Source organism: Kitasatospora sp. NPDC058032 (assembly GCF_042885845.1).
Lineage (GTDB): Bacteria > Actinomycetota > Actinomycetes > Streptomycetales > Streptomycetaceae > Kitasatospora.
In genome coordinates this window covers 367782-388918 of the sequence record NZ_JBHVRK010000005.1, presented here as the reverse complement: position 1 = coordinate 388918, position 21137 = coordinate 367782, and the positions used below count along the sequence as shown (strand labels likewise).

General features: G+C 72.9%; 17 protein-coding genes and 1 tRNA gene. 1 reads left to right on the top strand and 17 read right to left on the bottom strand.

Annotated features, from left to right (window positions below):
• Positions 1–5: 5 nt before the first annotated feature.
• The 13 genes from ACFVUH_RS11735 to ACFVUH_RS11675 all read right to left on the bottom strand — a co-directional run bounded on the left by ACFVUH_RS11735 (position 6) and on the right by ACFVUH_RS11675 (position 15281).
• Positions 6–644, bottom strand: a complete 639-nt coding sequence (locus ACFVUH_RS11735) for a protein-tyrosine-phosphatase (RefSeq protein WP_355371418.1) — start codon at positions 642–644, stop codon at positions 6–8.
• Positions 645–673: 29 nt separating this feature from the next.
• Positions 674–1321 (bottom strand): L-threonylcarbamoyladenylate synthase, encoded by a 648-nt coding sequence (locus ACFVUH_RS11730; protein ID WP_355371309.1) that lies wholly within the window; start codon positions 1319–1321, stop codon positions 674–676.
• A gap of 37 nt (positions 1322–1358) precedes the next feature.
• Positions 1359–2225 carry a peptide chain release factor N(5)-glutamine methyltransferase gene (gene prmC, locus ACFVUH_RS11725; RefSeq protein ID WP_387912689.1) on the bottom strand — a complete coding sequence of 289 codons (867 nt, stop codon included), beginning with the start codon at positions 2223–2225 and terminating at the stop codon, positions 1359–1361.
• 58 nt (positions 2226–2283) lie between these two features.
• Entirely contained in the window at positions 2284–3360 is a 1077-nt protein-coding gene (gene prfA, locus ACFVUH_RS11720) for a peptide chain release factor 1 (RefSeq protein WP_355371306.1), read from the bottom strand.
• A gap of 135 nt (positions 3361–3495) precedes the next feature.
• Entirely contained in the window at positions 3496–3717 is a 222-nt protein-coding gene (gene rpmE / locus ACFVUH_RS11715; RefSeq protein WP_030057539.1) for a 50S ribosomal protein L31, read from the bottom strand.
• Positions 3718–3877: 160 nt separating this feature from the next.
• Positions 3878–4981, bottom strand: coding sequence for an LCP family protein (locus tag ACFVUH_RS11710; protein WP_387912687.1), 1104 nt, complete (start codon positions 4979–4981; stop codon positions 3878–3880).
• A gap of 139 nt (positions 4982–5120) precedes the next feature.
• Positions 5121–7205 (bottom strand): transcription termination factor Rho, encoded by a 2085-nt coding sequence (gene rho, locus ACFVUH_RS11705; protein ID WP_387912685.1) that lies wholly within the window; start codon positions 7203–7205, stop codon positions 5121–5123.
• Between the two features lie 580 nt (positions 7206–7785).
• A complete protein-coding gene (gene thrB / locus ACFVUH_RS11700) occupies positions 7786–8721 on the bottom strand; it encodes a homoserine kinase (protein ID WP_387912683.1) in 936 nt (311 codons plus the stop codon).
• 357 nt (positions 8722–9078) lie between these two features.
• Positions 9079–10176 (bottom strand): threonine synthase, encoded by a 1098-nt coding sequence (thrC, locus tag ACFVUH_RS11695; RefSeq protein WP_355371295.1) that lies wholly within the window; start codon positions 10174–10176, stop codon positions 9079–9081.
• A gap of 9 nt (positions 10177–10185) precedes the next feature.
• Positions 10186–11478: a homoserine dehydrogenase gene (locus ACFVUH_RS11690; protein ID WP_355371293.1), complete on the bottom strand. Its 1293-nt coding sequence runs from the start codon at positions 11476–11478 to the stop codon at positions 10186–10188.
• Positions 11479–11614: 136 nt separating this feature from the next.
• The gene (gene lysA, locus ACFVUH_RS11685) at positions 11615–13009 is read right to left on the bottom strand and encodes a diaminopimelate decarboxylase (protein WP_387912681.1); all 1395 of its coding nucleotides are present in this window, start codon (positions 13007–13009) and stop codon (positions 11615–11617) included.
• Between the two features lie 87 nt (positions 13010–13096).
• Entirely contained in the window at positions 13097–14758 is a 1662-nt protein-coding gene (argS, locus tag ACFVUH_RS11680) for an arginine--tRNA ligase (RefSeq protein WP_387912679.1), read from the bottom strand.
• A 73-nt stretch (positions 14759–14831) separates the two neighbouring features.
• A complete protein-coding gene (locus tag ACFVUH_RS11675) occupies positions 14832–15281 on the bottom strand; it encodes a response regulator (protein WP_355371286.1) in 450 nt (149 codons plus the stop codon).
• A 158-nt stretch (positions 15282–15439) separates the two neighbouring features.
• On the opposite strand from ACFVUH_RS11675, the gene ACFVUH_RS11670 reads away from it, so the two are divergent.
• Positions 15440–15511 (top strand) — tRNA-Arg (locus tag ACFVUH_RS11670).
• 141 nt (positions 15512–15652) lie between these two features.
• Here ACFVUH_RS11670 and ACFVUH_RS11665 read toward each other — a convergent pair.
• The 4 genes from ACFVUH_RS11665 to ACFVUH_RS11650 form a co-directional block, all read right to left on the bottom strand.
• Positions 15653–16330, bottom strand: a complete 678-nt coding sequence (locus tag ACFVUH_RS11665) for a hypothetical protein (RefSeq protein WP_387912677.1) — start codon at positions 16328–16330, stop codon at positions 15653–15655.
• A gap of 101 nt (positions 16331–16431) precedes the next feature.
• Entirely contained in the window at positions 16432–17379 is a 948-nt protein-coding gene (locus ACFVUH_RS11660) for a trypsin-like serine peptidase (RefSeq protein WP_387912675.1), read from the bottom strand.
• A 177-nt stretch (positions 17380–17556) separates the two neighbouring features.
• The gene (locus tag ACFVUH_RS11655; RefSeq protein ID WP_387912673.1) at positions 17557–19215 is read right to left on the bottom strand and encodes an MFS transporter; all 1659 of its coding nucleotides are present in this window, start codon (positions 19213–19215) and stop codon (positions 17557–17559) included.
• Positions 19216–19401: 186 nt separating this feature from the next.
• On the bottom strand, positions 19402–21126 hold the full coding sequence (locus ACFVUH_RS11650) for a DUF885 domain-containing protein (protein ID WP_387912671.1): 1725 nt from the start codon (positions 21124–21126) through the stop codon (positions 19402–19404).
• Between the last annotated feature and the right edge of the window lie 11 nt (positions 21127–21137).

The window sequence follows — 21137 nt, the reverse complement described above, 5'->3', positions numbered from 1 at the left end:
AATACTCAGAGCGCGCGGACGCCGGTCAGCGCGGTGACCACCGGGTCGACGGCGTGGAATATCTCCTCGCCGCAGTTGCGGAACATCCCGATCGGCGCGCCGTAGGGGTCGTGCAGTTCGTCCGCCTCGGGGTCGGCGGCCAGCAGCCAGCCGCGCAGCGCGGCGGCGGCGCGGACCAGCGCGCGGGCGCGTTCGGTGACGTCCGCGCCGCGCCGGGGGTCCGGCAGGGTGCCGGGGTCGATGGTGCGGACCAGCCGGGTGAACTCCTTCAGCGTGAAGGTGCGCAGCCCCGCCTCGTGGCCCATCGAGATGACCTGGGCCCGGTGGTCCAGGGTCGCGGTGAGCACCAGGTCGGCCTCCACCACGTGCGCGTCCAGCAGTTCGCGGCCGGTGAAGCCGCCGCTGTCGGCGCCGTACTCGTCCAGCACCGTCGCGGCGTGCTCCTCCATCGGCGCGCCCACGTGGCCCCAGGTGCCGGCCGACTCGACCAGGATCCGTCCGGCCACCCGGGGGTTGAGCCGGGTGTCCAGCTCACGCCGGGTGAGCCGCTCGGCGATCGGCGAGCGGCAGATGTTGCCGGTGCAGACGTAGAGGATCCGGAAGTGGTTCAGCGGCCTGGGGCCCACGCTCAGGTACGGCGATATGCCGGGCCCGGCATGGAGGGAGGCGGCCGTCAACTGCCGGCCTCCAGGTCGGGGACGACCTCCCTCAGCTGCTCGACGGAGATCGCGCCGGCCCGCAGCAGCACCGGCACCTTGCCGGTGACGTCCACGATCGACGAGGCCTGGGCGTGGTCGGCGGTGCCGCCGTCCAGGTAGACCGAGATGGCGTCGCCGAGCTGCTGCTGGGCCTCGTCGCAGGTGGCCGGGGACGGGCCGCCGGTCCGGTTGGCGCTGGAGACGGCCATCGGCCCGGTGGCGTTCAGCAGCTCGATGGCCACCGGGTGCAGCGGCATCCGGACGGCGACGGTGCCCCGGGTGTCACCAAGGTCCCAGCGCAGCGAGGGCTGGTGCCGGGCGACCAGGGTGAGGCCGCCGGGCCAGAAGGCGTCGACGAGCTCCCAGGCCTGCTCGGAGAAGTCGGTGACCAGGCCGTGCAGCGTGGTCGGCGAGCCGACCAGGACCGGCGAGGGCATGTTGCGGCCGCGGCCCTTGGCGGCGAGCAGGGCGCCCACGGCCTCCGGGGAGAAGGCGTCCGCGCCGACCCCGTACAGGGTGTCGGTGGGCAGCACGACGAGTTCGCCGCGGCGGATGGCCGAGGCGGCCTCGCGCAGGCCGGTGGCGCGGTCCCCGGTGTCGGCACAGTCGTAGCGGCGGCTCATCGGTGCGGTCCCCTTCCGAACGGGCTCATGGCGTGGTTCACAGCGACGCCTTGCGCGCCGTGGTGAAGCGGGGGCGGTTGTTGAGGTCCCGGTGGTCGGCGGCGTCGGTCCAGCCGCCCTCCTCGTTGAAGATCCACGGGACCTGTCCGCCCTGGGTGTCGGCGTGCTCGATCACCACGGCACCGCCCGGACGCAGCAGCCGGGCGGCGACCCGCTCGATGCCGCGGATGGTGTCGAGGCCGTCCTCGCCGGAGAACAGCGACATCTGCGGGTCGTGGTCACGGGCCTCCGGGGCGACGTACTCCCACTCGGTGAGCGGGATGTACGGCGGGTTGGAGATGACCAGGTCGAAGCGGCCGTCCCAGGCGCGGTCGTCCTCGAAGGCCCGGGTGGCGTCGCCCTCGTGCAGGGTGACCCGGGCGCGGTCGGGCGAGGACTCGATGTTGCGCCGGGTGTACGGCAGGGCGCCCTCGTCGAGCTCGAAGGCGTGCACGGTGGAGCGCGGCAGCTCCTGGGCGAGGGCGAGCGCGATGGCGCCGGAGCCGGAGCACAGGTCGACCACCAGCGGCTCGGCGACGTCCATCTCGCGGACCGCGTCTATGGCCCACTCGACGACCGTCTCGGTCTCCGGGCGGGGCACGAACACGCCCGGCCCGACCGCCAGTTCGAGGTAGCGGAAGAAGGCCCGGCCGGTGATGTGCTGGAGCGGCTCGCGGGCCTCGCGGCGGGCGACGGCCTCCCAGTACCGGGCGTCGAAGTCGCCGTCCTGGACCGTGTGCAGCTGGCTGCGCTTGACGTTGTGGACGTGGGCGGCGAGCTCCTCCGCGTCGAAGCGCGGCGACGGCACGCCGGCCGCGGCCAACCGCTGGGTGGCCTGGGCCACCTCCGCGAGTAGCAGGTTCATCCGTACGACCTCTTGCTTCCGCTCTCCGGCCTCGACGTCGGGCTCGCTGCCGCCGGTGTCAGTTCTGTTGGGCCGCGGCGAGCTTGGCCGCGGCGTCCGCGTCGACGCAGGACTGGATGACGGGGTTCAGTTCGCCGTCCAGCACCTGGTCCAGGTTGTAGGACTTGAAGCCCGTACGGTGGTCCGAGATGCGGTTCTCCGGGTAGTTGTACGTCCGGATCCGCTCGGAGCGGTCCACCGTGCGGACCTGGCTGCGGCGTGCGTCCGAGGCCTCCCGCTCGGCCTCCTCCTGCGCGGCGGCCAGCAGCCGCGAACGCAGGATGCGCATCGCCTGCTCCTTGTTCTGCAGCTGGCTCTTCTCGTTCTGGCAGGACGCCACGATACCGGTCGGCAGGTGGGTGATCCGGACCGCGGAGTCGGTGGTGTTGACCGACTGGCCGCCGGGGCCGGAGGAGCGGTACACGTCGATCCGCAGGTCGTTGGCGAGGATCTCGACCTCGACCTCCTCGGCCTCGGGGGTGACCAGCACGCCCGCCGCGGAGGTGTGGATGCGGCCCTGCGACTCGGTGGCGGGCACGCGCTGCACGCGGTGCACGCCGCCCTCGTACTTGAGCCGGGCCCAGACGCCCTGGCCGGGCTCCGCGTTGCCCTTGGTCTTCACGGCGACCGAGACGTCCTTGTACCCGCCGAGGTCGGACTCGTTGGAGTCGATGATCTCGGTCTTCCAGCCGATCCGCTCGGCGAAGCGCAGGTACATCCGGAGCAGGTCGCCGGCGAACAGCGCGGACTCCTCGCCGCCCTCGCCCGCCTTGATCTCCAGGATGACGTCCTTGTCGTCGCTCGGGTCGCGCGGGACGAGCAGCAGCCGCAGTTCCTCGGTCAGCTCCTCGCGGCGGGCCTCGCCGTCCTTCACCTCGGAGAGGAACTCCGGGTCCTCGGCGGCGAGTTCGCGGGCGGCCTCGATGTCGTCACCGGCCTGCCGCCACTGCCGGTAGACCCGGGTGATGGGGGTCAGCTCGGCGTACCGCTTGGCCAGCTTGCGGGCGTTGGCCTGGTCGGCGTGGACGGACGGGTCGGCCAGCCTCGCTTCGAGGTCGGCGTGCTCGACGAGGAGCTCTTCGACTGCCTCGAACATGGGGTGGCCTTCTTCCCGGGGATCGTCGTGCAAGGGGGTGGGTACGCGGAGGTGCGGGGGGACGCGAACGGCGCCGGTCCCCAGCGCCCCCGGAAACGAGTTCGGGGGCACCGGGAGACCGGCGCCGAGGGAGCGCTAGGCCTTCGCGCTGTGCTGCTTGCCGAAGCGGGCCTCGAAGCGGGCCACGCGGCCACCGGTGTCGAGGATCTTCTGCTTGCCGGTGTAGAACGGGTGGCACTGCGAGCAGACCTCGGCGCGGATCTCGCCACTGGTCTCGGTCGAGCGGGTGGTGAACTCGGCACCGCAGGTGCAGGTCACGCGGGTGACCACGTACTCGGGGTGAACGTTGGGCTTCAAGGGGTTCTCCTAGTGTTCGGGAGGGCACCGGGTCGGCGGCTGGAATGCCGCACGTGAACCGGGACCGACGGTCCAGTCTGCCAGGACCGGCCGCTTCTTCCCAAACCGGGGGGCGCCGCGGGATATTCCGGGCCCCTCGGGAGCGCCCGGAACAGCGCGTTCAGGGGCGCTTGGCGGGCGCCTTCGCCGGGGCCGTGGCGGGCGCGGTGGGCGTGACCTGGGCGGGGTTCTGCGGCTGGGCGGCGACCACGGTCTGCGGCACCGGCGCATCGGCCCTGAGGGCCGCCCAGAGCTGGTCCGCCTGCGGCTGCTGCTGGACCACCCGGTCCCGGTCGGTCGGGGCGGGCTCCACCGGCAGGGTGACCATGGAGAGCTGGTCCGGGCCGATCCCCTTGAGCTCCTGGGCCAGTGCGACCAGCGAGTTGACCGAGGCGAGCGCGGAGTCGGTGGTGATCGAGCGGGTCAGGGTGTCGCCGACGGACCAGAGCTTGACCGGGTTGGTCAGCAGTCCGATCCCGCCGGCCTGCTGGAGCAGCGAGCGGACCATCTGCTTCTGCAGTTCGATCCGGCCGAGGTCGCTGCCGTCGCCCACGCCGTGCCGGGTGCGGACGAAGGCGAGCGCCTGCTGGCCGTCCAGGTGGTGCTCACCGGCCGGAAGGTCCAGGCCGCTGTCCTTGTCGTGGATGGCCACCGTGGTGGTCACGGTGGCCCCGCCTATCGCGTCCACCAGCCGGGCGAAGCCGGCGAAGTCCACCTCGACGTAGTGGTCCATCCGCAGCCCGCTGAGCTGTTCCGCGGTCTTCACCGCGCAGGCCGCTCCGCCGCTCTCGTAGGCGCTGTTGAACATCGCGCGCTTGGCGGCCGGCACCGCCTTGCCCTTGGCGTCGGTGCACTCGGGGCGCGGGACGAGGGTGTCGCGCGGGATGGACACCACGTCGGCGCGGGAGTGGTCCTGGTTGACGTGCAGCACCATCGCGGTGTCCGAGCGGGCGGTGCCGCCGGTGTCGCCGCCGGCGAGGTCGGCGTTGCCGCCGGAGCGCGAGTCGGAGCCGAGCACCAGCACGTTGAAGGAGCCGTCGACGGCGGCGGCCGGGCGGGCGGTGCCGAGCCGGGCGTCGATGTCGACGCTCTTGAGGTTGCCGTCCAGCCGCAGGTACGCGTACCCGGCGGCCCCGGCGCCGAGGACGGTGAGCGCGGCGACGGCGCACGCGACCGCGCGCAGCAGCTTGCGACGGCGGCTCGGGACCCTCTTGTGTTCGGCCATACGGCCCAGAGTAAATCGGACAAGATGCTAAAAAGGGCCCAAGATGTCGCGAGTCTGGAACAAACCGGACCGGAACGGCAGCGGGCCCCGGACCGCTCGCGCGGTCCGGGGCCCGGGTGCTTCGACGCGTCCTGCCGCGTCAGTCGCCCGACCCGGGGGTCGTCTTGGCGATCTGCATCAGGAACTCGGCGTTGCTCTTGGTCTGCTTCATCTTGTCCAGCAGCAGCTCGATCGCCTGCTGCGAGTCGAGCGCGTGCAGCACCCGGCGCAGCTTCCAGACGATGGCGAGCTCCTCGCCGCCGAGCAGGATCTCCTCCTTGCGGGTGCTGGAGGCGTCCACGTCCACGGCCGGGAAGATGCGCTTGTCCGAGAGCTTCCGGTCGAGCTTGAGCTCCATGTTGCCGGTGCCCTTGAACTCCTCGAAGATCACCTCGTCCATCCGCGAGCCGGTCTCGACCAGCGCGGTGGCCAGGATGGTCAGCGAGCCGCCGTTCTCGATGTTGCGCGCGGCACCGAAGAACTTCTTCGGCGGGTAGAGCGCGGTCGAGTCGACACCACCGGACAGGATGCGGCCGGAGGCCGGCGCCGCCAGGTTGTAGGCACGGCCCAGACGGGTGATCGAGTCCAGCAGGATCACCACGTCGTGGCCCAGCTCCACCAGGCGCTTGGCGCGCTCGATGGCCAGCTCGGCGACGGTGGTGTGGTCCTCCGCCGGGCGGTCGAAGGTCGAGGAGATGACCTCGCCCTTCACCGACCGCTGCATGTCGGTGACCTCTTCCGGACGCTCGTCGACCAGGACGACCATCAGGTGGCACTCGGGGTTGTTGTGGGTGATCGCGTTGGCGACCGCCTGCAGCACCATCGTCTTGCCGGTCTTCGGCGGCGCGACGATCAGACCGCGCTGGCCCTTGCCGATCGGCGACACCAGGTCGATGATCCGGGTGGTCAGCACACCCGGGTCGGTCTCCAGGCGCAGCCGCTCCTGCGGGTAGAGCGGGGTCAGCTTGTTGAACTCGGGGCGGCCGCGGCCGCTCTCCGGGTCCATGCCGTTGACGGAGTCCAGCCGCACCATGGCGTTGAACTTCTCGCGGCGCTCGCCCTCGCGCGGCTGGCGCACCGCACCGGTGATGGCGTCGCCCTTGCGCAGGCCGTTCTTGCGGACCTGGGCGAGCGAGACGTAGACGTCGTTCTGGCCCGGCAGGTAGCCGGAGGTGCGCACGAACGCGTAGTTGTCGAGGATGTCGAGGATGCCCGCGACCGGGATCAGGACGTCGTCCTCGCCGATCTGCGGCTCGGTGCCGGTGGTCTCGAAGCCCTCGCGGCGGCCGCGGCCACGGCGGTCGCGGTAGCGGCCACGACGGCCGCGGCGGCCGTCGCCGTACTCGTCGTCGTCGAAGCCGGCCTGCTGCTGCGCCTGCGGCTGCTGGGCCTGCTGGCCGCCCTGACGGCCCTGACCCTGCTGGCTCTCGCCCTGCGCGCCCTGCTGCTGGGTCTGGCGCTCGGCGCGGTCACGGCGGTTGCGGCGGTCGCGGCGCGACTCGCGCCCCTCGCCGTCCTGGCCGGCCTGGGCCTCGGCGGCCTCCTGGCGGCCCTCGCGCTCGCCGCCCTCGCGGCGGTCGCGGCGCTCCCGGCGGTCGCGGCGGGTCTCGCGGCCCTCCTCGCGGCCCTCGAAGGCGCGGGCGCCCTCGGTGCGGGTCTCGGCCGGCTTGGCCTCGGTCACCACGGCGGCGGGCGCCTCGGCGGCGGTCTCGGCGACCGGGGCGCCGGCGGCCGAGGTGGCCCGACGGCGGGTGCGCTCGGTGCGGGCCGGCGCGGCGGTCTCGGCGGCGGCCTGGACCGGGATCTCGATCTGGGCCTGCGCCTCGGCGGCGGAGGCCTCGGCCCGGGCGGCGGCGGCCTTGCTGGTCCGGCGGGCCGGCTTCTCGGCCGGCTCGGCGGTCTCGGTCTTGGCGGCGCGCTTGGCAGCCGGAGCGGCGGTGGCGCCGGCGAGCAGCGGGTCGCCGCCGCTCTTCTCCTTGATGGTCTCGATCAGCTGGCTCTTGCGCATGCGCCCGGTACCGGTGATGCCCAGGTCCGCGGCGAGCTTCTGCAGCTCGGCCAGGACCATGCCGTCCAGGCCCGCGGCGGCGGTACGACGGCGCCGCGCCGGGGCCGCGGGGGCGGCGGCGGCGTCCGACGCCTCGGCGTCCGGGCGCGCGCCCATCAGATCGGTGGTGTCGCTCACTAAGGGTCCTTCCCTGGAGCGGACGTCGGCCTGTCTGGCTCGGCGACCGGTTGTGCTGTCCTGACCAACGCTCGACTGCGTCGGTCCGAGGCGGTGATCCCCCGAATGGCGCTGGGTGCCGTTCGGGAGAGAGCTGCGAGGTGCGGTGCTTGAAGCACGGTGGTGCTGAGTGGCGTGGTGGGACGGTCGAGTGTCGACCCTCCCCCGGCCGCCGGCCGGGAGGTGCCCCCACGCTGCCTGCGAATCCCGGGCCCCCGTCGCGTGACGGTGACCCGCGCTCCGCCCGTCCTGGCCTCGAGGTGGGAGGCCGCGGGTGGGAGTCAGGTGCCGTCACGGCTTCGGGATGCGGCCGCAAGTCGCGCAGGCAGGCTGCGTACGCGCTGCGGTGGGCTCCCGGAGAATCGTCGCCCCGTGCATCGCCGGGACTCCGCTGGTGCGGAGTGCTGGGATCGGGACGCGGCGCACCGAGCCCCGGAGGGCACCTGGTGCAGCAATGAGGTTAACACTACCGACCCCCTCAGACATTCCCCAGCCTTGCGCTTGCCAATCGTGTCCGGACGGTCCGGCCCGGACGGCGTGCTCAGACGCCGAGCGGGAGCACCGCAGCGCCGGTCCGGTCGAGTTCGAGCCGGTGCGCGGCGAACGCCGGGCCGTCGGCGCCGTGGCCGTCGGCGAAGCCCAGGACCTTCTGCACGCCCGCCTCGTCGGTGAGCGCGAGCACGGTCGGGCCTGCGCCGGAGATCACCGCGGGCACGCCCTCGGCGCGCAGCGCGGCCACCAGCGCGGCGCTGTCCGGCATCGCGGAGGACCGGTAGTCCTGGTGGATCCGGTCCTCGGTGGCGGTCAGCAGCAGGTCCGGCCGCCGGGTCAGCGCCTCGACCAGCAGCGCGGACCGGCCGGCGTTGGCGGCGGCGTCGGCCAGCGGGACGGTCTTCGGCAGCAGGCCGCGGGCGGTCTCGGTGAGCACCTCGGTGCCCGGCACGAACACCACCGGGACGACCTCGGCGGACGGCGCCAGGGCGATCGCCCTGGCGGTGTCCTCCTCGGTCCACGCCACGGTGAAGTTGCCGCGCAGGCAGGCCGCCACGTTGTCCGGGTGGCCCTCCAGCTCGGAGGCGAGCGCCAGCAGCGCGTCGTCGTCCAGGGCGGACGGGCCGCCGATGGTGACGGCGCGGGCGGCGACGATGCCGGCGCAGATGGCGGCGGACGAGGAGCCCAGGCCGCGGCCGTGCGGTATCCGGTTGGCGCAGACCACTTCGAGGCCGCGCGGCTGGCCGCCGAGGCGGTCGAAGGCGGCGCGCATCGAGCGGACCAGCAGATGGCGCTCGTCGCGCGGGAGCGTGTCGGCGCCCTCGCCGGCGATGTCGACGGAGAGCCCGGAGTCGGCGACCCGGACGACCACGTCGTCGTACAGACCCAGCGCGAGTCCGAAGGCGTCGAAACCCGGGCCGAGGTTGGCACTGGTCGCGGGAACCCGGACCCGGACGGCGGCGGCACGGAACGCAGGACCGGCCATGCGGTGGACTCTCCTGGGGAAATCGGGCGGCGCGAAGCGCGTCGGTGCGAGGGTGGGGAGCGGGCCTCGGGCCCCGGCCGGGGCGAACGGTCACAGTCGGTGGTGCGGCCCGTGAAGGGGCCGGACCCGGGGCATGTGCCACACGGCCGGACCCAGAGTATCGAAGAGAGGTTCCACAGCGGTACACCCCGTGGGCCTTCGATCTGGTGTGTTGCCGGTTCTGGCCGGAATGCATGCGGGAATCGGATCGGAATGCGCCGGTAAATTGACACAAAAGTGTCAGTCGAGAACGTAAACCGGGCCGACCCCCGAAAGGGTCGGCCCGGGTGGGGGCCTGGCCCCCGTGGCGGTGGGGGGCTAGTCGAGCAGGCCCAGACGCCGGGCGGCGGCCTCGGGGTCGACCGGGACGATCTGCGGCTGCGGCGCGCCGGCCACCGCCCAGTCCGGGTCCTTGAGGCCGTTGCCGGTCACGGTGCAGACGATCCGCTGGCCCGGGTCGACCAGGCCGGCCTCCGCCTTGGCCAGCAGTCCGGCCACCGAGGCAGCCGAGGCGGGCTCCACGAAGACGCCCTCCTGGGAGGCCAACAGCCGGTACGCGGAGAGGATCTGACGGTCGGTCACCTTGTCGATCAGGCCGCCCGACTCGTCCCGCGCGGCAAGCGCGTGGTCCCAGGAGGCCGGGTTGCCGATCCGGATCGCGGTGGCGATGGTCTGCGGCTGCAGCACCGGGGCGCCGTCGACGATCGGGGCCGAGCCGGAGGCCTGGAAGCCCCACATCCGCGGGGTGCGGGTGGCCAGGCCGTCCGCCGCATACTCGCGGTAGCCCTTCCAGTACGCGGTGATGTTGCCCGCGTTCCCGACCGGCAGCACGTGAATGTCCGGAGCGTCGCCGAGCATGTCGACGATCTCGAAGGCGGCGGTCTTCTGGCCCTCGATCCGGACCGGGTTCACCGAGTTGACCAGCGCCACCGGGTACTTCTCGGACAGTTCACGCGCAAGGGTGAGGCAGTCGTCGAAGTTCCCGTCCACCTGGAGGATCTTCGCGCCGTGCACCAGCGCCTGGCCCATCTTGCCCAGGGCGATCTTGCCCTGCGGGACAAGCACCGCCGACACCATCCGCGCCCGCACCGCGTACGCGGCGGCGGAGGCCGAGGTGTTGCCGGTGGAGGCGCAGATGACGGCCTGGGCGCCGTCCTCCTTCGCCTTGGAGATGGCCATCGTCATGCCGCGGTCCTTGAAGGACCCGGTCGGGTTGGCACCCTCGACCTTGAGGTAGACCTCGCAGCCGGTGCGTTCGGAGAGCACCTGGGCGGGGACCAGCGGGGTGCCGCCCTCCAGCAGGGTGACCACCGGGGTGGCCGCGCTGACCGGCAGGCGGTCCCGGTACTCCTCGATCAGGCCACGCCACTGGTGGGCGTGGGTGCCACGGGCGGCGTTCTCGGCAACGCTGCTCATCATCTGTTCCTATTCCCCTTCGACCCGCATGATGCTGGCCACGTCGCGCACGCTGTCGAGTGCGCGGAGCTTGTCCACCGTCGCCGACAGCGCGGCGTCGGTGGCGCGGTGGGTGACCACGACGAGCGAGGCGTCGCCGTCGCGGCCCTGCTGGCGCACGGTGTCGATGGAGACGCCGTGCTCGGCGAAGACGGAGGCGACCTGGGCGAGCACGCCCGCGCGGTCGTCGACGTCCAGGCTGACGTGGTAGCGGGTGACGACCTCGTCCATCGGCTTGGCCGGCAGCCGGGTGTACACCGAGTCGCCGGGGCCGGTGGCACCGGCGAGCTTGTTGCGGCACACCGCGACGAGGTCGCCGAGGACCGCGGAGGCGGTCGGCGCGCCGCCCGCGCCCGGGCCGTAGAACATCAGTCGGCCGGCCGCCTCGGCCTCCACGAACACCGCGTTGTACGCCTCGCGGACCGAGGCCAGCGGGTGCGACAGCGGGATCATCGCCGGGTGGACGCGCGCGGTGACCGACTCGCCGTCGGCGGCCCGCTCGCAGATCGCCAGCAGCTTCACCACACAGCCCATCGCCTTGGCGGAGGCGATGTCGGCGGCGGTCACCTCGGTGAGGCCCTCGCGGTAGACGTCCGCCGCGGTCACCTTGGTGTGGAAGGCGATGCCGGCCAGGATCGCGGCCTTGGCGGCGGCGTCGAAGCCCTCCACGTCGGCGGTCGGGTCGGCCTCGGCGTAACCGAGCGCGGTGGCCTCCTCCAGCGCCTCCGAGTACCCGGCGCCGGTGGTGTCCATCTTGTCGAGGATGAAGTTGGTGGTGCCGTTGACGATGCCCAGCACCCGGTTGACCCGGTCGCCGGCCAGCGACTCGCGCAGCGGGCGCAGCAGCGGGATCGCGCCGGCCACCGCGGCCTCGTAGTAGAGGTCCACCCCGGCCTCGGCGGCCGCCGCGTGCAGCTCGGTGCCGTCCTTGGCCAGCAGCGCCTTGTTGGCGCTGACCACCGAGGCGCCCTGCCGGAACGCCGACAGGATGAGGTGTTTGGACGGCTCGATGCCGCCCACGACCTCGATCACCACGTCGATGTCGCCCCGGTTGACCAGGGCCTCGGCATCGGTGGTGAGCAGGTGCTCGGGCACCCCCGGGCGGGGACGGCCCGCCCGGCGGACCGCGATACCGGCGAGCTCGACCGGCGCGCCGATGCGCGCGGCGAGGTCGGCGGCGTCTGTCGTCATGATGCGCGCCACCTCGGAGCCCACCACACCACAGCCCAGCAACGCCACCTTCAGCGGCCGCGTACGCATCATCCGACTCCGCTCATTCATCGTGCTTCGGTCGTTCCGGCGGGATTTGCGGGGCCCCGCCGGACTTTCGGTTCCTACCAGTCTCCGGGACTTTCCGTACGGATCTACGGTCGTTCCATGATCTGAGACAAGGATTTCGTCATCCGATATCGAGACGCAGGAGATCCTCCTCCGTCTCGCGCCGGACGATCACCCGGGCCGCACCGTCCTGGACGGCGAGCACGGGGGGCTTGAGGGCGTGGTTGTAGTTGCTCGCCATGGAGCGGCAGTACGCGCCGGTGGCGGGCACCGCGAGGAGGTCGCCGGGGGCGAGGTCGGCCGGCAGGAAGGCGTCCCGGACGACGATGTCGCCGGACTCGCAGTGCTTGCCGACCACCCGGACCAGCATCGGCTCGGCCTCGCTGGTGCGCGACACCAGGGCCACCGAGTACTCGGCGTCGTACAGCGCGGTGCGGATGTTGTCGGACATCCCGCCGTCCACGCTGACGTAGGTGCGCAGGCCCTCCAGCGGCTTGACGGTGCCGACCTCGTACAGGGTGAACGCGGTCGGGCCGACGATCGCCCGGCCGGGCTCCACGCTCAGCCGGGGGGCGGTGAGGTTCGCGGCGGCGCACTCGCGGCGCACGATCTCGGCCAGCGCGGCGGCGATCTCGGCCGGCTCGCGCGGGTCGTCCTCGCTGGTGTAGGCGATGCCCAGGCCGCCGCCGAGGTCGATCTCGGGCAGCTCGACGCCGTGCTCGTCGCGGATCGACGCCAGCAGGCCGACCACCCGGCGGGCGGCCACCTCGAAGCCGGCGGTGTCGAAGATCTGCGAGCCGATGTGCGAGTGGATGCCGCGCAGTTCCAGGCTCGCGCCGTGCGCCAGCACCCGGCGGACCGCCTCGGCGGCCGATCCCCCGGTCAGCGACAGGCCGAACTTCTGGTCCTCGTGCGCGGTGGCGATGAACTCGTGGGTGTGTGCCTCGACGCCGACGGTGACCCGGATCAGCACCGGCTGGCGCACGCCCTGGTGGCCCGCGATGGCCGCCAGGCGCTCGATCTCCTCGTAGGAGTCGACCACGATGTGCCCGACCCCGGTCTTCACCGCGTGCTCGAGCTCGTCCACCGACTTGTTGTTGCCGTGCAGCGCGATCCGCTCCGGCGGCATCCCGGCGGCCAGCGCCACCGCCAGCTCGCCCGGGCTGCAGACGTCGAGGTTGAGGCCCTCCTCGTGCAGCCAGCGCACGACCGCCTTGGAGAGGAAGGCCTTGCCCGCGTAGAAGACGTCGGCGTCCGCGCCGAACGCCTCGCGCCAGGCCCGCGCCCGGGCCCGGAAGTCGGCCTCGTCCATGACGTACGCCGGGGTGCCGAACTCGGCGGCCAGCCGCTTGACGTCGACGCCGCCGACGGTGACCACGCCCTCGGCGTCACGGGCGACGGTCCGGGACCAGACCTTGGGGTCGAGTGCGTTCAGGTCGCTCGGCGGCGCCTGGTAGTGGCCCTCGGGCAGCACGTCGCCGTGCCGGGGGCCTGCGGGGTGTGCGGAGCGAGACATGTCGTTGGTTTCCTCGACCTATGGCGAGGGGCGGCGACGGTCCCCGTTGACCGTCCGCCGCCCCCGCTGTGCACATGGGGGTGGTGCCTACATCCGCTCGGGCGCCGAGACGCCCAGCAGCGTCAGGCCGTTGGCGACGACCGTGCGTGTCGCGTCGGCGAGCCAGAGCCGGGCACGCGTGAGGTCGGTGACCTCCTCGTCGCCCCGCGGCAGGATGCGGCAGTTGTCGTAGAAGCGGTGGTACTTGGCCGCGAGGTCCTCCAGGTACGTCGCGACGCGGTGCGGCTCGCGCAGCTCGCCGGCCGAGGCCAGCACGCGCGGGAACTCACCGAGGTGGCCGAGCAGGTCGGACTCCCACTCGGTGGCCAGCAGCTCCGGTTTGAAGTCCTCGGCCGCGCCGCGCGAGATGCCGTGCTCGTCGGCGTTGCGCTGGACCGCGCACATCCGCGAGTGGGCGTACTGGACGTAGTACACCCGGTTCTCGTTGGTCTGGCTGGTCAGGATGTTGATGTCGAGCGTGATGGTGGAGTCGGTGGAGGAGCGCGCCAGGGTGTAGCGGGCCGCGTCCACGCCGATCCACTCGACGACGTCGTCGATCGTGATGATGTTGCCGGCCCGCTTGGACATGCGGACCTCTTCGCCGTCGCGAAGCATCTTCACGAACTGGCCGATCTTCACCTCGATGTTGTGGTTCATGTCGTCGCCCGCGCAGGCCGCGATGGCCTTGAGGCGGTTGACGTAGCCGTGGTGGTCGGCGCCCAGCATGTAGAGCGCGACCTCGGTGCCGCGGTCCCGCTTGGACAGGTAGTAGGCGGCGTCGGCGGCGAAGTAGGTGGTGTCGCCGTCGGCCTTGACCAGGACGCGGTCCTTGTCGTCGCCGAAGTCAGTGGTGCGCAGCCAGACGGCGCCGTCCTGCTCGAAGACGTGGCCCTGCTCGCGCAGCCGCTCGATGGCCGTGCCGACGGCGCCCGAGTCGTGCAGCGACTTCTCCGAGAACCAGACGTCGAAGTGGGTGCCGAACTCGTCCATCGAGCGCTTGATCTCGGCGACCATGAGCTTCAGGCCCTCGGCGCGGAAGACCTGGAGCTGCTCGTCCTCGGACTTCTCCAACAGGCCCGGGACGGCCTCGGTGATCGCCTTGGCGATGTCGACGATGTACTCGCCGACGTAGCCGCCCTCCGGTACCTCGCGGCCGTTCGCGGCGGCCTGCAGCGAGCCGGCGAACTTGCTGATCTGCACGCCGGCGTCGTTGAGGTAGTACTCGGTGGTGACGTCGGCGCCGCAGGCCCGCAGCACGCGCGCCAGCGAGTCGCCGACGGCCGCCCAGCGCACGCCGCCGATGTGGATCGGGCCGGTCGGGTTGGCGGAGACGAACTCCAGGTTGATCTTCAGACCGGCGAGGTCCCCGTTGCGGCCGTAGGCCTCGCCCGCCTCGACGATGGTGCGCGCCAGCGCGCCCGCGGTGGCGGTGTCCAGGGTGATGTTCAGGAAGCCCGGGCCGGCGATGTCGACCTTGGCGACGCCGGTAATCCCTCGCAGGCGGTCGGCCAGCACCTCGGCAACGGCTCGCGGCGGCCGGCCGGCCGACTTCGCGAGCTGGAGGGCCACGTTGGTCGCGTAGTCGCCGTGGTCCCTGTTCTTGGGCCGCTCGACCGTCACGTGCTCGGGCACGGCGACGGCCAGCTCGCCCGCCTCGACGGCGGCGCTCACTGCGGCCTGGACTGCCTGGGAAAGCTCTGCGGGGGTCACGACGCCAAGCGTAGGCGAGAGGGGGAGTGCGCCCGCCACTCGGTTTACCGGTTGAGACGTCCGGCCCCGGCGCTCAGCCCCGATCGCTCGGATCTGTTCGCTGAGGGCGAAACCCGTCCAGCGCCTCGTCGGCCGTCGTGTCCCCCCGGCCGAGTTCGACCAGTCGGCGCACCAGCGCCACCAGGTCCGCCGGGTCGAAGGGCTTGCCCAGGTAGCCGTCCACCCCGACCGACTCCCCCAGGTCCAGATCGGCCGGGGTGCAGGCGCTCACGATCGCGATCGGCAGCAGCCTGGTCCCCGGCGCCGCCCGCAGCCGGGCCGCCGTCCGCAGGCCGTCCAGTCGCGGCATCATCACGTCCAGCGTCACCACGTCGGGCTTCACCCGGCGGACCACCTCCAGGCACTCGGCGCCGTCGGCGGCGGTCACCACCTCGAAGCCCTCGAGCTCCAGGTTGACCCTGATCAGCTGGCGGATCACCTCGCTGTCGTCCACCACGAGGACCCGCCCGGACACTCCCGACACCTCACCGAGGGTATCGGCGGCCCCGCCGCCCCGTCCGGCCTTTCCGCACTTCCGCCGGACCGCCCGCCCGGCCCCCGCGCGAAACCCGTGCACGGAGCACGCTCCGGGCCTGGTAGTGTTCTCCACGTCGAAGCGAACGCGACGACAACACCGAGCAAGCCCCCGTAGCTCAGGGGATAGAGCACCGCCCTCCGGAGGCGGGTGCGTAGGTTCGAATCCTACCGGGGGCACTTCGCGAGAAGTGCCGAAGAGGCCCAGGCCAGTGGCGAGTTGCCACCGGACTGGGCCTGATTCGTTTTCCGGCCGCGCCGGGGCGCGCCAACCGGCGCCCGGGGCGGCGGAGTTGCCCCGGGCGCCGGAGCCATGGGTTGTCAGTCGGCGACGGGGCCGGGCGCGTCGAAGGTCTCGGCGGGGCCGAAGTCGCCGAAGACCAGCTCGAGCACGTCCTTCCGACCGTCGACGACCATCGCCTGCTCGACGCGGCGGGTGCGGCCCTGCGCGTCGATCCACTGGTCGAGGTCGATGCCCGTGACGCCCGCCGCGGTCAGCGCGCGGTGGGCCGACGGGAGGGGCCCGGCGAGCCGGTCCACACCGAGGTGGCCGGCGAGGTGGTAGGTCGGCACGCCGTCCGTGGTCTCCATGCCCTTGCGGGCGGACGCTCCCTGGGCGAGCAGCAGCTTGGCGTAGCCGCCGTAGTCGAAGTCCGAGACCTCGCGGCTCCGCGGGGTCTTCAGCCAGGTACCGGTGGCATCGTGCCCCCGCAGGTAGTCGGCGTCCGCGGTGGTGACGGTCTCCTGGACGCTTCCGTCCCCGGCCTTCATCTCCCAGCGGCCGGTGAACGCGGTGTTGAGGTTGAGCCGTGCCGTGCCGCCGGACGCGTCCAGGGCGTGGGTCGCCTTCACGGTGACCGCGTACGGCTCCTTGCCCCCCTTCGCCACGGCCTCCGCCGGGTCGAAGGCGCCCGCCGTGGCGGGCCCGTCGTCCCCCTGGCAGCCGGTGAGGAGGGTGAGGACGGTGGCGGTGACGGCGAGAACGGCGGTTCGGCGCACGGTGGAAGAGCCCCCCAAGGCATCACGGATGATCTGTGCACGGAGAGCCTCCCACGGGGCCGCCCACCGGGTCGAACCGGATTTCGCGCGGGTGGGAGCGGTCAGGACGCCGCGGCGACGGCCTCGGCGTAGAGCGCGGCGACGGTGTGGTCGAAGTAGGCGCCGTAGGAGGTGTCGTCGGTGTCGCCGCCCTGCTGGTAGCCGCCGATGACACCGACCACATGGCCGGTGGCGGTGGAGATCCAGGGCCCCCCGCTGGTACCGCCCGGGTAGTCGGGACAGTCGACGACACGCTGGAAGGCGCTCTGCCGGCCGGTGGTGTTGGTGCACAGCAGGGGCTGCTCGCCGGTGGCGGGGTAGCCGTAGAGACGGACGTCGGCGCCGAACGGCTCGTCGGTGCCGAGCGTGTTGCCGCCGACCACGTCCTCGATCCGGCGGCCGGCGGCGTCGGGGGCGGTCTCCAGGACGGCGAAGTCCTCGTCCTGGTCGCCGCCGTGGGACCAGCCGGTGGTGGTGTGCACGGCGGTGACCCGCCAGGTGCCGTACGGGGCGCGGCCGTCCCGGTAGCCGGGGGCGAAGGTGACGCCGCTCGGGTCGTCGACGCAGTGGGCGGCGGTGAGCAGCAGGTTGCCGGTGGCGCTGTGCAGCACGCTGGCGGTGCAGAAGTGGTCGCCGGCGCGCACGGCGCCGCTGAACAGGGCTCCGACGGTGGCCGCCTCGGGGGTGGCCCCGGCGGTGTCGGTGGTGCCCGGCGGGTTGCTCGGCGTGGGGGTCGGCGTGGGGGTCGGGGTGGGGGTCACGGTGACGGTGGGGGCGGGGGTCGGGGTGACGGTGGGCATCGCCACCGGAGCCACCGGAGCCGTCCGGGTCGCCGGAGCCGTCGGGGCGGTGGCCGCCGCGGTCTCCGGGGAGGCCACGGCGGTGGACCGGGGGGTCACGCTGTGGGTGCCGACGACGGCGGCCGCCAGGGTGAGCGCGGAGAGCGTCGCGGCGCCCAGGGTCGGGGCCAGGAGACGTCGTCGGGAGGTGCGGCGGCGGTGCTGGCCCATGCGTGGTCGACTCCTGCCTGGTCGGCGGCGGTACGGGAACCGACTATGGCGCCCTGAGCTGGGAGGGTCGTGATGCGTCGCTGGGAACGCGATGAGAATTCAGCCGGTCGACGGCGCGGCGCAGTGCGGCGGTCGGCGTGTCCGCCGGTTGCGGAGGCGCCGACCGCCGAGCAGGCCTCATCGGGCCCGCTGTCGCTGGTGGGCCGGGGACTGCGCCGGGGACTGCGGCGCCCGCGCGCCGGCTTCGGCCTCCGCCGGACCGCCGGCCGCCCCGACCGTCCCCGCCGTCCCGATGGCCGCCGCGGCCTCGGTGGCCTCGGTGACCTCGGCGGCCCCGGTCGCTCCGGCGGCCTCGCCGGTTCCGGTGGCCTCCCCCGGCGCCGGCCGGTGGTTGATCATCAGGAACGCGATCAGTGCGGCGACCAGCAGGATGCCCATCGCCACCCAGGTCGCCACCACGTAGCCGTGCACGGAGCCCTCGGCCCGGACCGCGGGGTTCGCGGCACCGAGGCCCCGGGCGGCCAGCCAGCTCGCGGTGGCGCTGGCCGCGATGGTGTTCAGCAGGGCCGTGCCGAAGGAGCCGCCGACCTGCTGGGCCGAGTTGATGGTGGCCGAGGCCGCGCCCGCCTCGTGCGGGGCGACGCCCAGGGTGGCCAGGCTCATCGAGGGCATGAAGACCAGGCCCATGCCGAAGCCCAGCAGCAGCTCGGCCGGCAGCACCATGCCGGCCCAGGGGCTGTCCACCCGCATCTGGGTCAGCCAGGCCATGCCGGAGGCGGCCAGCAGCAGCCCGGGGCCGATCAGGTTGCGGGACGGCACCCGGGTCATCAGCCGGGCCGCGAAGCCGGTCGAGCTGATGACGATGGCGGCGGTCATCGGCAGGAAGGAGACGCCGGACATCACCGGCGAGAAGTGCTTGATCACCTGGAGGTAGTAGGTCAGGAACAGGAACAGGCCGAACATCCCGATCATCGCCAGGCCGATCGAGAGGGCGCCGCCGCCCCGGTTCCGGTTGGCGACGATGTGCGTCGGCAGCAGTGCGTGCGGCGTCCGCTTCTCGACCAGCACGAACACCGCCAGCAGCAGCACGCCGAACACCAGCGAGCCGAGCACCAGGGCGTCGGCCCAGCCCCGGGTGACCGCCTCGGACATGCCGAACACGATGGCCAGCAGACCGCCGCAGCCGAGCAGCGCGCCGGGCAGGTCGAGCCTGATCCGGGTGCCCTTGCCGATGTGGTCGCGGGTGAGCACCGAGTACGCGGCAAAAGCGGCCGCCACCGCGATCGGGGTGTTCACGAACAGGCACCAGCGCCAGTTCAGGTACTCGGTGAGCACACCGCCGAGCAGCAGGCCGATGGCGGCGCCGCCGCCGGCGATCGCGCCGAAGATGCCGAAGGCCGTGCTCCGCTCCCTGGGATCGGAGAAGGTCGTGGAGAGCAGCCCCAGTGCGGAGGGGGCGAGCAGCGCGCCGAAGGCGCCCTGCAGGGCGCGCGCCGCGAAGAGCATGGTCGGGCCGCTCGCGCTGCCGCCGATCGCGGAGGCGAGGGCGAAGCCGAGCAGGCCGATGATGAAGACGCGCTTGCGGCCGAAGAGGTCCCCGAGCCGGCCGCCGAGCAGCAGCAGACCGCCGAAGGCCAGCGTGTAGGCGGTGATCACCCATTGCCGGTCGGCGTCCGAGATGCCCAGGTCCTTCTGGGCCGACGGAAGGGCGATGTTCACGATGGTGATGTCCAGCACGATCATCAGCTGGGCGATGGCGATGACCGCCAACGCCCACCAGCGGCGGGAGTCCGCCGCCGTTCCGTGACCGGTGGTGGCTTGGGCTTGGGCAGACACTGGGGGAGCCTTTCCGGAGGGGTACGGAGAGGTCACGCAGTCGCCTTCCAGCCAAACGCGCGGGGCGTCGAATGGCAAGGAAAAACCTGGACAAATCAATGGAACCGGGACCAAATGACCAGAGGACCCGGGACCACGGTCCGGGGCCCCCGGGACCGGTCCGTCCCGGGGGCCCCGCCGTCGCGACTAGAGCGCCGAGAGCTCCGCGACCAGGTCGTCCAGGCCCAGCGAGCCCTGCGACAGGGCCGCCATGTGCCAGGCCTTGAGGTCGAACACCTCGCCGCGCGCCTCGTGCGCGGCCCGGGCCGCCGCCCGGCCGCGCAGCCAGGCCCGCTCGCCCAGCTTGTAGCCGATCGCCTGCCCGGGCAGGCCCAGGTAGCGGACCAGCTCGCTGTCCAGGAAGTCGGCGGACAGCCCGCAGTACAGGCCGAAGAACTCCCGCGCGGCGTCCGGCGTGACCGGCTCCCCCGCGCGGTACGGCGAGTCCGCCGGGAACTCCAGGCCGGCGTGCATGCCGATGTCCACGATCACCCGCAGCGCCCGCATCATCTGCGCGTTGAGGTAGCCCAGCCGGTGGCCGGGGTCGGTGAGGTAGCCGAGCTCGTCCATCAGGCGCTCGGCGTACAGCGCCCAGCCCTCCAGGTTGGCGCTCACCCCGCCGAGGCTCACCTGGTAGGTGGAGAGCCGGTCGGCGACGTAGTTCCACTGCGCGATCTGCAGGTGGTGGCCGGGGACGCCCTCGTGGTACCAGGTCGAGACCAGGTCCCACTCGGGGAACCGCTCGCGGCCCAGGACCGGCAGCCAGGTCCGGCCGGGGCGGCTGAAGTCCAGCGACGGGGCGGTGTAGTACGGCGCGGCGGCGCTGCCGGCCGGGGCGATCCGCGACTCGACCCGGGTGATCGGCTCGGCCAGGTCGAAGTGGGTGCCCTGGAGATCGGCGATCGCCGAGTCCATCAGGCCCTGGAGGAACTCACGGGCGGCCTCGACGCCGACCCGCGCGGGGCCGTCGGTCTCCAGCCACTTCATCGCCTCCATCGGTTCGGCGCCGGGCCGCACCTTCCCGGCCTCGGTGCGCATCTGGGCGAGCAGGTCGTGGAACTCCTGCCAGGCCCAGGCGTAGGCCTCGTCGAGGTCGAGGTCGGCGCCGGTCCAGTAGCGCACCCAGCGGCCGTAGCGCTCGCGGCCGGCGGTGTCGGGGGCGTCGGCGGCGGCCGGCCCGTAGACGTCGCGCAGCCAGTCGCGCAGGGCGGCGAGCGCCTCGGCGGCGGCCACCGCGTGCCCGGCCAGTTCCCCGCGCAGCGCCTCGGGGGCCTCCTGGACCAGTTCGCCGAACCAGCCGCCCGGGACCTCCCCGGCGAGCCATTCGCCGAGCTGACCGGTCACCGTGGTGACCTGGCGGGGTCCGGAGAGCAGGCCGCGCTCGATGCCCTCGGTGAGGGTGGCGCGGTACTCGGTGAGCGCCTGGGGCACCCGGGCCAGGCGGCGGCCGAGGATCCGCCACTGCTCCTCGGTGTCGGTGGGCATCAGGGTGAAGACGTCGCGGACCAGGTGTACCGGGGAGCCCAGGTTGTGGACGGCCCGGTAGCGCTCGCCGGCGTCGTGGACGGCGAGTTCGGCGTCGAGCCGCTCGCGCAGCAGGCGGGCGCAGCGACGCTCGGCCTCGTCCCGGGGGGAACCGGCCGCCTCGGCCGCGTCGAGCGCCGCCTCGGCCTCGTCGAGCCGGGCCAGGGTGGCGCGGCCGAGGTCCGCGATCGCCTCGGCGCCGGCCGGCGAGAGGTCGGGAAGACGGTCGTCCTCGGGGTTCAGGCCCAGGTACACCGCGGTCAGCGGGTCGAGCTCGGCGAGGTCCCGCACATAGGCGTCGGCGACACTGCGGGGTGTGGTGCCGTCGGAGCTGATCAGTTCAACCATCCGGACATCAT